Source organism: Niallia sp. NCCP-28, assembly GCF_023168165.1.
GTDB lineage: Bacteria > Bacillota > Bacilli > Bacillales > Cytobacillaceae > Niallia.
Window position 1 is genome coordinate 168405 of sequence record NZ_BQYJ01000001.1, and the last position, 13109, is coordinate 181513.

The following is a 13109-nucleotide window of genomic DNA, read 5'->3' on the forward strand; positions in this document are numbered from 1 at the left end:
GTTAACAACCTCACGTTAACGAGGAAGCTTTTTGCTAAAGAATTTCTTCCTTAACACTTCCTTACAAAACATCATATGCAAGTATTTCTAATTGGGTTTGGGTAAATGTCTATGTTCCGCAAAAAACCTATTGTATTTTATTATTCACCTATACTAATATACTTTCTTCTAATTGTTTTGCACGATGAAATGGAGAATCCCCATAGCTGATTTCAGAAATAACTGCCACTCCATCTCCTCCAGCATCCATCACTTTTTTGGCATTTTTGGATGTAATCCCGCCAATTCCGACAATAGGAAGATCGATGCCCCTCGCTTTCAGCTCTTGAATTAATTTTGTGCCCTGCACTTTTTTAGCATCTTTTTTTGTATTAGTAGGGAAAATGGGACCGATCCCCACATAATCAGCGCCAGCAGCAATTGCTTTTTCAACCTCTTCAACCGTATGTGCTGACACACCTAACATCCTATCTCCAATTTTCTTTTTCACAAATGCCGGAGATTCATCCTCCTGGCCGATATGCACCCCATCCGCATCTATTTCAATGGCCAAATCCACATCATCATTGATGATAAAAGGAACCTGATATTCATCACAAATTTCCTTCCATCTTCGAGCAAGTTCTATTTTCTCCTTGCCTGTACAGGATCCGTCTCCCTTTTCACGAAATTGAAAAATCGTCACTCCGCCTTTTAGCGCTTCTGTTAAAACAAATTCATGTTCATGATTTGTATTATTGCTGCCCATGATAAAATATACTTTCAATTTCTCTCGGATCCATTCCTTACTGTATCTGCTCAATCTTTAGCCCTTCTTTCCTAACTTCTTACCGTACGATTTTGCTGCTCTTGATAAGCCCAATGATTTGTTGGTCCATGGCCACTTCCAATATGCAAATCCTTTTGAATCGCACAATATACAAATTCTTTGGCAATTTGAAATGCATCTTCCATCGTCTGCCCTTTTGCTAAACAAGCTGCAACAGCTGCTGCAAATGTACAGCCTGTGCCATGAGTATTTTTTGTGGAAATTCTTTTTGAATATAATTCTACAAAATCTTTTCCATCAAATAATAAATCTGCCAAATTATCATCGGTAGCATGTCCTCCTTTAATAATGACATTTTTTGCACCTAATTCAAACAAAGCTTCTGCTGCCAATTTCCTTTCAGCTAAAGACTTTATCTTAAGGCCAGTGAGTTCCTCTGCTTCCGGAATATTTGGTGTAATCACTGCTGCAACGGGAAGCAAATATTTTTTCATGGCAAACACAGCCTCCTGCTGCAATAGTGCAGATCCTCCCTTTGCAATCATCACAGGATCTACAACTACCTGCCGCCACCTGTATTGTTTAATTTTAGAGACTACTAGTTCAATAATTTCCGAATTAAATAACATCCCTGTTTTTACTGCATCTGTCCCCATGTCAAGCCCAATGGCATCTAGCTGCTGTTCAATTGCTTCTAGACTCATTGGGTATACACCATGCACTCCAAGTGTATTTTGAGCTGTTATGGCCGTAATAGCGCTCATGCCAAATACTTTCAGTTCTTGAAATGTTTTTAAATCTGCTTGAATCCCCGCTCCTCCGCCTGAATCAGAGCCGGCTATTGTTAATGCTTTTGCTCTTTTCATATTGCAAATTCACCCGCTTTCTCTATGCGTGCCATTTTTAAAATGTCTTCTTCATTTACTTGCGCCAATTTATTTAATAATTGAATTTGAAAACTTCCTGGCCCTTCATTGCCCCCTTGTTCTGCTGCCATTTCTGCTGCAACTCCATATGCAATAAGCCCAGCTGCGCAAGCTTTGACAACATCCTTTTCTACAGCAATAAAAGCCGCCAGCACAGCAGACAATAAACAGCCGGCACCAGTAACTTTTGTTAATAATGGATGCCCATTAGCTACTAAATAGATAGTATCTCCATTTGCTATAACATCTTTTTTTCCTGTAATAACAACAGGTGCTTGCACTTTTTGAGAAGCAGCTTTTGCAATTGCCACAACATCTTCCTTCAATCCTACTGCATCCACTCCTTTTATCTCTGCCTGTATCCCGCTGACTGCGGCAACTTCTGCTGCATTCCCTCTCATCAAGGAAATCTTTACTTCATTTAGGATTTTTTGAACACTTTCTGTTCGATAAGCGGTAGCGCCAGCGCCTACAGGATCTAAGATAACCGGCGTATTCCCCTTATTTGCCGCTTTTCCTGCAATAATCATGCTTTCCACATTTTCTTTTGTTAAAGTTCCTATATTTAACACTAAGGCATCTGAAACTGTCGCCATATCTGCTACCTCTTCTTTTGCATAAGCCATAACAGGTGATGCCCCAATGGCAAGAAGTCCATTTGCTGTAAAATTTGTCACCACAACATTCGTGATATTATGTATAAGAGGGTTCTTTTCTCTCAGTCTATTTAATATTTCTCCCGATTCCATTACTTCTTTCATTATATTCATATAGTTTATCTCCTTTTTTTCCCCATTATTTATGCCTATTTTTCACAATAAAAAGCTATGCCTGTACAGGTTCCTTTCTAGCTCTCCTCCTTTTTTTGCCAACAGAAGAAGCGGCTTAAAGCGAACTCACAAGCATAGCCCAATAAAAAAACACTTCCGCCTTTTAGGTCAAAGTGTTCCGACATGTGTGTTTACACCTCCCTGCGCTGGCATTATCCAACAGGTTCCTCCGGTCTATGGCAGCATAGCCATACTCTCAGCCTGATTCCACAAGCTCCCGATTATTCATTTTGTACACACTTAGTGTATCTTATTTCTTTTATCGATGCAAGATTCTGTCTATTCGTTGCCCCATTATAAATCATAAATATACTCTTCCAATGGCTTTTCACTTTTTTCCACTTGTTTCACTTTTAATACAGGCATAACCGTGCCATCTACTTCTTTTTTGTGAATTGTCGCCGTAATCGTATACCAGTCACCTGTTTTTAGCTTGCTAAGATCTCCGTTCAGCATATATCCATATGTGGACAAATCAGCGACACAATGGGTCATTACTTTTCTCGCAAGCACTGCTTCATTATCTTTAAATCCTTTCTCTCGATAAATATATCCATTCATTACTATCTTTCTTCCAACTGCAACATCTAATTGATTATTAAGAAGGTCCATCACGGAAAAAAAATTTGTATCTTCTACAATTATTTCATCTTTCATTTTAATGTCAGAATTTCTAACATCATCATTTGCTGTTTCCGAAATATAACCATTTGTAGACAATAAATCTTTATTTATAGAAAAATCTTCAATTGTAAAAAAGAAAAACAATGGACTGAAAAATAGGAGATAAGGAAACAGCTGCTTAATCATCGAAGTATTCTGATCGCATACATCACAATCACAATCTGCCCCTTTTAAATTGCTGTTTAAAAGACGAAAAAAACCTAACACAAACATCACAATCATGGATATTAGGAGAAAAGGAACCAATTTTGGCGCAACAAGCATGGTAATCATATTTTTGACAAATAGTTTAAAAAGAAGCAGGCTAAAACTAATCAAAATAATGCCTTGCAGCTCATTCGATAATTGCCAATTAGGGCTCCAGCTGATTTTCATAAGACAGCCTCCTTTCATTTGCCTCTGATCCGCTTAAAATAGCTCCAACATTTTTCAAACCAAAAAGCTGCCGACTATTATAGATAAAGCAAAAACCGCAATCGTGACAAGCATAATAAAACAAACCACAAATTTTATTTTAAAAGAAGCAAGCATTACAAAGGTATTTTTAAAATCTAAAATTGGTCCAAATACTAAAAATCCTAATATGGCGTGAGAAGAAAATATTTTGGAAAAAGAAGCGGCCACAAACGCATCTGCTTCAGAACATAATGATAATAAATAAGCAAGCCCCATCATTACCGCGGTTCCTTGGAAAGTGTTTTGAGCAGCTTGTACAAAAGCAGACCCTTGCAGATACAGCTGAGCAACACTGGCAAATAAGGCACCGATCATAAAAAATTTTCCAACCGTAAAGAATTCATGGCAAGTATGGTGCAAAATGCCTTTCCACTTTGAATCTCCTTTATTGACATTGGCTTGTACACTATTCATTAAATCTTCTCGCTGTGTTTTTAGCACACGGTCTTTTCCGAAAAAAAGATAGATACATGCACTGACAATAATAGCTGCCAGGATACAGACAATAAATCGGCCATAAATGATTGCCGGATGATTCTGAAAAGCAAAAAAAGTGCTGCCAAATACAATAAAATTCAAAATAGGGGCACCCATTAATAATACAACCCCAACATGCAAAGGCACTCCTTTTTGAATCAGCCTTCTGACAACCGGAATAATGGCACATTCACAAACAGGGGTAATAACCGCGGCAACCAGCCCCATTAGTATGCCTGCAACAGGATTTTTGGGAATTAGCTTTGCAATTGCCTTTTCTGATACAAAGATATTAATAACAGACGAAGCAAATGCACCTAACAGCAAAAAAGGAAGAGCTTCTAAAAAAATGCCTAAAAATAGGACAAAAACAGCTTTGCCATCTGCCGATAAGGCAATGCCAATAGTATGAATCAGCGCCTCATCTCCAAAAAAGAATAAATAGACCATCACCATAAACAAACTAAAAATTAATACATCTTTTAACGAAGTAGGAATAGACATACAGATACTCCTTCAAATTTAATAATCGAACATAGGATGCTTGTCTTATGATATATATGAGGGACTATCAGCAAATATGCATAAAAAATAAGCAGCTATATTTGCCGCTTATTGCAAGCTGTCGACAAACGCTCGCTTTCTTCGTTGTTCACCTTACTCGGATGCTCATTACCTCCCTTGGTAACTCCGCTCCTCCCAAGGTTTCACGCCTCGAAAGTCAACCGTTTTCGATTAGCTGGAAATTTTTCATTTTGGATTTTGGCTACACTCTTAAATAAGCAGCTATATTTGCCGCTTATTATGAAAAAATCTCTTCTCTTGAAAGTTTTTCACCAATTAAAATAATCTGCCCCTTCTCTTCTTGCGGCTTATTGGCTAGTTTTTCCCATACCAACTGACCTGCTGCATATTGAAAATGATACCACTCTAGGTCTTCCCTGTTTTGAATGCTTCCTTTTGCACGAATGACTTTTTCTTGATGCTTATGCAATAAATTAATAATTTCCTTTTTTGAAATAGCTACTTTCTGCTCAATTTTTATTGCTTTTACATGAATATGATGAGCATGGCCTAAACCCTCTATTGGAGTTGCAGGTATATGACTCTCTATATGCTCGACAACACCCTTTCCATAGGAAGAATAAATAATCGGTGCAGCCCCATTATATTTGCGCACTACTTTTTCTATTTTTTGCAGAGTATCTTTTTTCGGCAGCTGATCTAATTTATTCAATACAAGCAAGCTGCCTTTTTCAATTTGTTCTTTCTGAAGTTCCCTTACTTCTTTGGAGCTTGCAAAAATGCTTATATAATCAAGTATATTCGCACTATCAATCACACAGACACTTTGCATAATAGAAAAAGAATCAGCAAATGGCTGTTCCTCAAATGTTTCGATAATCTCTCCAGGGTTGGCAACACCGGTACCTTCTAATAAAACTACATCAATTTTTTGCTTTTCCACCGTTTCTTTCAGCTCAGATAACGTTATTTTTAAATCATCCTTAATAGAACAGCAAATACAGCCATTTAATAATTCAAATAATGATTCTTCTTGAAATAAATGTTTTTCTACATTAACATTTCCCAGTTCATTTAAAATAATCGCCACTTTTTTATTATTTTTTTTAAAATAACGTATGCATTCAAGCAATACTGTTGTTTTTCCACTTCCTAAAAAACCGTTAATTAAATAAACTGGTGTTTTTAGCATAAATAACCCTCTCCCTTTTCCTTTTAATCATACGGTTACTGTATGAAAAAACCTTACGTTTTAGTACATCTAAGGAAAAAGAAAAAAAACCATCGCATGATGGCTTTTTAATGAATTTCTTTTAAGCTTTCAATATCTACTTCTGTTTTTTCCTTTGTGCCTCCGCTTAGCAAATGCACAATGGCTGTTTTATCAGCTTCCTTAATATCATCAATCCAAATCGACTCACCGTTGTATTCTACCTCAATGTTGGCTGAAGAAGAAAGAATTTGTTTCGCTCTATTCATGTCCATGTTTTCTGCCGCCTTCCTATACACATTTTTTATCCGCTTTTCTACTATCATACATAAAAGCGCTTTTTTAAATTTTGTTTTGCTACTTTTCATTATTCCAATAAAAATTTATTCTATTCTTACTTTTGGGATATCTTAACGATTAAACTGCCATTTATCCTTCTTTATACCGTAATTCGCCGACACGTTAAAAAGTAGGAATAACCATGGACTTTGAAATCATCTATCTTCCCTTTTATATAGCAACAGCGGAAAGAAAAGAAGATGCGATCAAACATTAACGATCAAGACTATAAACAAAGCGCTTTAAAAGACTTTTTAAATGGAGAACCAGAAAAAATCTCTAAACGAAAAGTTGACCGTCATCCTAAATTGGAAAATGTACAAACAAAAATTGGACATTTTATCGTCGAAGCAGGCCATGATGCCACTTCCAATTCAAACTACAATTTTTTTTAAGCCGTAAAAATAGCGGAAAACATGAATAATTCTCAAGAAAATGCCGAAAATATTGGATCAACTTACCTAGATACAAACACTGCATGCAGCGGTGTCCTTCTTCTTGCTACAGCCAATCTGCGCAAATATTTCAGTGAGTCCTTCTTATTCATGATGAAATGTGCCTTCGAACTAAAAGTCGCAAACACCTTAGATGAAAATACCATGATTATACAAGCAGAACTAGCTATTACAACAAAAAATATGAAATCGATCCAATATCCATATACATCCTATTTATACTTTTTTTCACTTGAGGAAGTATCTTTTGTATCATGTTTTGCTTTTTCTTCCTGCTTTTCTTCTTTTAAATCCTCCATTGGAATTGGATCAACTGTTTGCTCAATCTTAAATTTATCAAACAGGCTTTCGTTCTCTGTTGGATATTGTTCCGGATGATCCATATTTACCCGGGAATGTTCCAACACTGGTTTTTTTTTGTTTTTATTCAATTGCCATCACCTCTTTAGAACTATTACCCTATTTTTATTGTCAGCAATCTTGATTCTTCCTTTATTTCCCGGTATATTTATTTTTTTGTATGCCTTTACCTTGTATATCAATATTTATCAAATAATCTGTCTAACTTTATAGGAATGATTCAAACCTTATTTTAGCTAATTAGATTTTCTTAGAAGCTCTTATTCAAAATTCCTGTTTAAACTTCATTCATCCTTCTTGCAGTACAAATATAAATACCCTCCCTCGCTTTAACCTTCTAGTTAAAATGAGGGAGGGCTACGGTCTGAATTTACCAAAAGGAAACTGGTTTACTGTCTATACATTAGACTTCCAATCAAAAATAAAATCATCATCAGTCAACGGCTCTACTTTTGTAGCTTTTACGTAGCCATTGCCTTTTACAGAGAAGAAGTCGTGGTTCTTAGTATCTGTCTTCATGCCGTTTTCAACAATCGGGTTAATTGGCTCTGACGGATAAACAGGCTCATATCCAAGGTTCATGCATGCTTTATTCGCATTATAGCGGATAAATTTATTCACTTCGTCCACTAGTCCAATTTGCTGGTACAAGTCCTGTGTATATTCCAGCTCATTTTCATAAAGAATGTTTAATAAATCCAATCTTTCACGAGTAGCTTTTTCCTGCTCCTCTGTTGTCAGTTTTGCATATAACTCCTGAGCGATAAGGCCTATATATACTCCGTGTATACTTTCATCCTTATCCTTCATCTAAGGTCGTTAATCTTAGACCGTTCATGCCACGTTACATGAACTGCTTACAGTTACCTGTAAGAAGAGACTATATCACCTACCTTCTCAGGTAGCCTTCCATTTCGATTTAAGGGATTCTCACCCACCACTTGGCCCTACTCCTATTGCGGAATTTCACCGCCTAAGGGATAGTCGTTGAACATTTCTTTATCTACATATCGTCCCGCTCCTGTTTGTACAGTTTGCGGTGACGGATATGGCTGGCTGTTCCGCCAGATAAAGACTTTGCTGCTGATTGTCCTACCGGCTATCCTCCTCTATCTTATGGATAGATAGGATATAACCATTATGAACCTATTCGTCAATAAAGAGGAAAAGATTCACGATAAGGATTTCCCAGCAATTAGAAAGGTTTTTCAAGCAACATTACTGCTGCAAGCCGCAAAACGTTTACGGATTATCAAATTAATTATTTCACCTGAAGCGGTTAGTTTTCCTTGTCCTGCCAAAAACAGCGGATAGAAAAATCCGGAATAAAACAGGAATGACTCAAGATACACAGAAGCAACTGTTGCCATATAAAGGTCATATTTACTTACTTCAGGCTTAAAAAGCTTTTGATAGTATTCGGAAATCAATTTTCCTTTTGATTGCAATTGAGGGTGATTATGCACCCAATCAAATACTTCGTCAATTTCTTCTTCTGTAGCTAGTGTTGTAAAGATAGTAGAATATGATTTCGCATGGATTTGCTCCATCATTCCCATAAAGGACAAAACACCCTTTCGTTGCAGTCCCTCTATATGCATGCCAATCAAAGGCATTCCTTCCCCGCCTTGCTCTGTATCCAGCAATGTCAAGCCGCCTAGCACTTTTTTATAGGTATCTTGCTCTTCTTTCGATAGTTCTCCCCATGTATTTTTATCAGCAGAAAGACTGATCTCTTCTGGCAGCCAGAACTGTCTAGTATTCTGCGTATAAAACATCTGTGTGAAGTCATCTTCATGCTGATTCCAGTTAACGGCATACTTTGTCATTTCATTTCCCCCAGTGATTCCAAAAATAAGGAGGAGTCATTTGCTCCCCATACTCCTTCTCTTATTAAACGGCACATGCAATACATTCGTCAATCGCCAAATTTCGCGTCCGTGTGTAGTAAAGTGATTTTAACCCTATTTCATTTGCGTAAATATAATAACGAGCCAATTCTTTTGTAGAAACATCAGAGTTTACATAAAGAATAGTAGATATGCCTTGGTCCACATGCTCTTGTGCTGCTGCAATCAAGTCCATTATCTTAAATTGATTCATATCAAATGCCGATTTATAGAACCAGAAGTTCGTTTCATCCATATAAGGCATTGGATAATACGTCGTAGAGTTCGCATATGTGCGAGACTCTATTTGATTCACGACCGGCATTACAGATGCTGTTGCATTTTGGATATAACCAATAGATTGTGTAGGCGCAACGGCTAAACGGTACGCATTATACATTCCATGTTTTTGCACCAATGTAGCCAATCGTGCCCAATCTTCGCAAGTAGGAATGTAAATGCCTTCAAACAATTGTTTTACTTTGTCCGTTTTAGGAGCAAAGCTTGTTTCCTTGTATTTCTCAAAGTAGGTCCCTTTCGCATACTCCGATTTTCCGAACTCTTTGAACGTTTCTTCTTTTTCTTTTGCGATCAGCATGCTCTTTTCAATAGAATAGAAATTCATCATCATAAAAAAAGTCATAGTAAAGTCTTTTGCTTCATCTGATTCGTAGCTGATCCTATTTTTCGATAAATATCCATGAAGGTTCATCGCTCCTAATCCGACTGCATGAAGCTCTTCATTGGCTTTTTTGACAGATGGAGCATTTTGTATGTCAGATATATCCGAAACAGTTGTCAATGCCTCGATGCCGACATGTACAGAATCCCTGAATACATCGCCAGACTGCATGACATTTGAGATGTTCAGTGAGCCTAAGTTGCAGTTAATGTCACGGCGGATAATATCCTCTTGGCCGTAATCCATAATTTCAGAGGTTTCCTGAAGTTGGAAAATCTCTGTGCACAAATTGCTCATTTTAATTTGTCCAATATCCTTAAGAGCATGTCCTTTATTTGCATTGGATTTGTTCATAAAATATGGATAGCCTGATTCCAGCTGGATTTGGGCAATTTTTGTGATCATTTCACGAGCTGTCATAGCGACACGCTTTTTCACATTTGGGTTTGCCACAAGCTCTTCATACATGTCATCCATTCTCATATCATCCAAATGAATGCCATATTCCTTAAAGACACTGAAAGGAGCGAATACATAAAATTCTCTATTTTCTTTGGCCAATTGGAAAAACTTATTTTCCACAATCAATCCAATCGAAAGTGTTTGGATGCGCGACTTCTCATCAGCATTTATTTTTTTTGTATCAAGGAACTCAACAACATCCCAATGAAAAATGTTCAAATAGGCAGCCCCTGCCCCTTTGCGCTGACCCAATTGGTTTGCATAAGAGAATGTATCCTCCAAAAGCTTCATAACCGGCACCACACCTGATGCAGCGTTATCAATGCCTTTGATCTGCTCATTGCGAGAACGAAGCTTCGAAAGGTTAAGGGCTACGCCTCCCCCTATTTTCGACAGCTGGCCGGATGTATTGATATTGTGGAAAATTGAATTTAACGAATCGTCCATTTCCAATAAGAAACAAGAAACCATCTCACCGCGGCGGCTTCTGCCTGCATTCAAGAAAGTAGGAGTTGCCGGCTGATAGCGCTGTTCAATCATCGCAATTGCTGTTTTCTTCGCTTTATCGAAATCTCCTTGTCCCAAAAATAAAGCGACGATGATAATGCGGTCTTCGTATGTTTCAAGGTAATTTTTCTTATCATTCGTTTTTAAAGCATAGTCTTTGTAGAATTTTGAAATAGCCATATAAGATTGGAATTCAAATTCGTAGTCATAAACGGTCTTTGTGATTTCTTCGATCTCGGAAATCTTGTATTGGTCCAAAACCTGTGGATAATAGAAATCCTCTTCTACCATATAAGCAAATTTTTGTGCGACAGAGTCAAAACGAATCAATTTTGGCTTGATTTCCGATTCCAGAAATTCAGCCACAGCTTCTTTGTCTTTTTCAAGCCGGAAGAAACCCTTTTCGTTAAGCTGTGTCACTTCGTTGTTTAATTCTATATGTCTCATAGCTAATATTTTGCACCCTTTCTCTAAATATCTCCATATCTTCGGGCATGCCGCTCATTTCAAACTTATGTAAAATAGGCACCCCGTACATGGTCGATATTTTATTAGCACTCAAAGCGAAATTTTGCCCCCAATTTCTATTTCCACTAGCAGCTACAGCATGAAGGCTGATGCGATTTGCCTTAAGGAAGTCTAAAGTTGTTTGAGGAACTTGGCCCATACCAGTTGTGTAAGTTACTAGTATATAAGGTTCGTAGACTTTTAGTCCAGCCTTTAATTCTATTACTTTATTTTCCGGCAATCCTAATTTCTGAACAAATCGGCGCACATTTCCCGTCTTACTGTCAAACACGATAAGCAAAATTTTTCCCTCCTTGAGGACTAAAATGAAAAAATCTATATTTTATATAATCCTCCCTGTTTCATACAAGGAATACTAAATACAGATGTTTTCAGAAAACAAACCTCAATATCTTGTGTTATAAAACTATCTAATCCTTTTTTCGATCTAGAGTCAATACAGTATTTTTGAGTTTTTTTGTCAATAATTATAGCTTAAAAATAATAGATATTTAAAAATTCAAGCTGGATATATTTGCCGAGAAAAGCAAGAAAAGTCTGATGAGGACTGCCCTCATTAGACTTTTTCATCGAGAAAATATATTCTATTATTTTTATAAAAACAGTTATTTTAATTAATATAAATGTCTAGCATTTAAAATTATTTCTCTGCATTTTGTACATCCGGCTAAATTTTCTGAATATTACCTAAAAATAAAATAGAGCATCACGTAAAGGCTAGACTCCTGGCAATCAATTAATCTATTTTGCCCATTCGCTCCTGATTTTCTCTACATGGAAAGAATCGTTTCAATCAGAACATTTACTCCTTTTTCACAATCTTCCCAACTAGTAAGTTCTTCCTCACAATGACTTTTTCCATCTACACTTGGGACAAAGAGCATAGCTGTGGGAATATAGCTGGCGATAAATTGAGCATCATGGCCTGCTCCACTATCCATTCGCTTATAGGAATATCCGAGATTTTTGGATGATTGTTCTAAGCGAGCGCAAAGCTTTTCATCGAATAGAACTGTGTCCCGATCCCAAAGCTTGGTTACTTTGATTTCACAGCCTTCATTGTTTTCTATTTGCGGAAGACATTGAATAATTTCTTCTACTTGTTTAATAACGTTCCCATCCTTATGTCTGGATTCAATTGTAAACACAACTTTATTTGGAATTACAGTATGGATATTCGGGAGGATATTAAATCTTCCCATTGTATAAACCAATGCCTTATCGAGATTGCTCAGCTTTTTCCGGGCCTCTGCAATAATATTGGTCGATGCAAAAAGAGCATCTTTCCTCATTTCCATCGGAGTGGTTCCTGCATGGTCGGATAGGCCAGTTACTTCAATTTCATAGCTGCACATGCCGATGACACTTTCTACCACACCAATCTTTACATGTTCATTTTCTAAAATCGGTCCTTGTTCTATATGCAATTCTAACAAAGCAGTCGCTTCTTTTAGGCGATTTTCTTCACTGCCATTATAACCAATTGCATTTAGCGCTTTTTCAAAAGTGATACCATTAACATCCTTCACTTTTATCATCTTCTCTTTTTCGAATTTCCCTGATAATACGCCTGAAGACATCATAACGGGTTCAAATCTTGCTCCCTCTTCATTGGTAAAAACGGCAACGGTAAGGGGAAGCCGTGGTTTAATATTATTTTCCACTAACGTACGAGCTACTTCCATGCCAGCAGCCACGCCCAGTATACCATCAAAACGGCCACCTTTTTTGACTGTATCTATATGAGAGCCGATTACAATTGGTTCCTTATTTTCTTGCCCTTCCAAAGTGGCATAGATATTCCCCATATCATCCACCTTAATAGCCATTCCCAATTCTTCGCAAAAAGAACAAAAGAAATCTCTGGCCGCTTTATCTTCTTCAGACAAGGATAAACGAGTAACGCCATTATTTTCTGTTCGGCCAAAACCAGCAAATTGCTCTAATGTATCCTTTAATTTTTCCCCGTTTACAAGTACCATTTGTTTTTCCATCATTATTTGCTCCTCT

General features: G+C 37.2%; 11 protein-coding genes and 3 pseudogenes. 1 reads left to right on the forward strand and 13 read right to left on the reverse strand.

Features of this window, described 5'->3' with window-relative positions; genetic code table 11:
• Window positions 1–148 precede the first annotated feature (148 nt).
• The 7 genes from thiE to NCCP28_RS00825 form a co-directional block, all read right to left on the reverse strand.
• On the reverse strand, window positions 149–802 hold the full coding sequence (gene thiE / locus NCCP28_RS00795; RefSeq protein ID WP_248559520.1) for a thiamine phosphate synthase: 654 nt from the start codon (window positions 800–802) through the stop codon (window positions 149–151).
• 17 nt (window positions 803–819) lie between these two features.
• The gene (gene thiD, locus NCCP28_RS00800; RefSeq protein WP_248559521.1) at window positions 820–1635 is read right to left on the reverse strand and encodes a bifunctional hydroxymethylpyrimidine kinase/phosphomethylpyrimidine kinase; all 816 of its coding nucleotides are present in this window, start codon (window positions 1633–1635) and stop codon (window positions 820–822) included.
• Window positions 1632–2456, reverse strand: a complete 825-nt coding sequence (gene thiM / locus NCCP28_RS00805) for a hydroxyethylthiazole kinase (RefSeq protein ID WP_375709364.1) — start codon at window positions 2454–2456, stop codon at window positions 1632–1634. Before thiM ends, thiD begins: the two co-directional genes overlap by 4 nt.
• A 363-nt stretch (window positions 2457–2819) precedes the next feature.
• On the reverse strand, window positions 2820–3584 hold the full coding sequence (locus tag NCCP28_RS00810; protein ID WP_248559522.1) for a TIGR03943 family putative permease subunit: 765 nt from the start codon (window positions 3582–3584) through the stop codon (window positions 2820–2822).
• Between the two features lie 54 nt (window positions 3585–3638).
• Window positions 3639–4646, reverse strand: a complete 1008-nt coding sequence (locus tag NCCP28_RS00815; RefSeq protein WP_248559523.1) for a permease — start codon at window positions 4644–4646, stop codon at window positions 3639–3641.
• Window positions 4647–4944: 298 nt separating this feature from the next.
• Entirely contained in the window at window positions 4945–5859 is a 915-nt protein-coding gene (locus tag NCCP28_RS00820) for a CobW family GTP-binding protein (protein WP_248559524.1), read from the reverse strand.
• A 107-nt stretch (window positions 5860–5966) separates the two neighbouring features.
• Window positions 5967–6152, reverse strand: a complete 186-nt coding sequence (locus tag NCCP28_RS00825) for an H-type small acid-soluble spore protein (protein ID WP_248559525.1) — start codon at window positions 6150–6152, stop codon at window positions 5967–5969.
• Between the two features lie 258 nt (window positions 6153–6410).
• Here NCCP28_RS00825 and NCCP28_RS00830 point away from each other — a divergent pair.
• Window positions 6411–6869, forward strand: a pseudogene (locus tag NCCP28_RS00830) (DUF3900 domain-containing protein); the annotation flags it as partial.
• Between the two features lie 14 nt (window positions 6870–6883).
• Here NCCP28_RS00830 and NCCP28_RS00835 read toward each other — a convergent pair.
• From NCCP28_RS00835 to NCCP28_RS00860, 6 genes and pseudogenes are all read right to left on the reverse strand, one after another.
• The gene (locus tag NCCP28_RS00835; RefSeq protein ID WP_248559526.1) at window positions 6884–7102 is read right to left on the reverse strand and encodes a hypothetical protein; all 219 of its coding nucleotides are present in this window, start codon (window positions 7100–7102) and stop codon (window positions 6884–6886) included.
• A 325-nt stretch (window positions 7103–7427) separates the two neighbouring features.
• Window positions 7428–7832, reverse strand: a pseudogene (locus NCCP28_RS00840) (ribonucleotide-diphosphate reductase subunit beta); the annotation flags it as partial.
• Between the two features lie 443 nt (window positions 7833–8275).
• Window positions 8276–8860 (reverse strand): annotated as a pseudogene (locus NCCP28_RS00845) (ribonucleotide-diphosphate reductase subunit beta); the annotation flags it as partial.
• Window positions 8861–8924: 64 nt separating this feature from the next.
• On the reverse strand, window positions 8925–11018 hold the full coding sequence (nrdE, locus tag NCCP28_RS00850; protein WP_248559528.1) for a class 1b ribonucleoside-diphosphate reductase subunit alpha: 2094 nt from the start codon (window positions 11016–11018) through the stop codon (window positions 8925–8927).
• Window positions 10978–11370, reverse strand: a complete 393-nt coding sequence (gene nrdI / locus NCCP28_RS00855) for a class Ib ribonucleoside-diphosphate reductase assembly flavoprotein NrdI (protein ID WP_309296612.1) — start codon at window positions 11368–11370, stop codon at window positions 10978–10980. The genes nrdE and nrdI overlap by 41 nt, the downstream gene beginning before the upstream one ends.
• Before the next feature lie 499 nt (window positions 11371–11869).
• Window positions 11870–13093 (reverse strand): Zn-dependent hydrolase, encoded by a 1224-nt coding sequence (locus NCCP28_RS00860; RefSeq protein WP_248560255.1) that lies wholly within the window; start codon window positions 13091–13093, stop codon window positions 11870–11872.
• Between the last annotated feature and the right edge of the window lie 16 nt (window positions 13094–13109).

Coding starts and splice junctions, on each gene's coding strand:
- nrdE (WP_248559528.1), bottom strand. CDS start 11,018: ATGAGACATATAGAATTAAACAACGAAGTGACACAGCTTAACGAAAAG.
- thiD (WP_248559521.1), bottom strand. CDS start 1,635: ATGAAAAGAGCAAAAGCATTAACAATAGCCGGCTCTGATTCAGGCGGA.
- NCCP28_RS00860 (WP_248560255.1), bottom strand. CDS start 13,093: ATGGAAAAACAAATGGTACTTGTAAACGGGGAAAAATTAAAGGATACA.
- NCCP28_RS00825 (WP_248559525.1), bottom strand. CDS start 6,152: ATGGACATGAATAGAGCGAAACAAATTCTTTCTTCTTCAGCCAACATT.
- thiM (WP_375709364.1), bottom strand. CDS start 2,456: ATGAAAGAAGTAATGGAATCGGGAGAAATATTAAATAGACTGAGAGAA.
- NCCP28_RS00810 (WP_248559522.1), bottom strand. CDS start 3,584: ATGAAAATCAGCTGGAGCCCTAATTGGCAATTATCGAATGAGCTGCAA.
- NCCP28_RS00815 (WP_248559523.1), bottom strand. CDS start 4,646: ATGTCTATTCCTACTTCGTTAAAAGATGTATTAATTTTTAGTTTGTTT.
- NCCP28_RS00820 (WP_248559524.1), bottom strand. CDS start 5,859: ATGCTAAAAACACCAGTTTATTTAATTAACGGTTTTTTAGGAAGTGGA.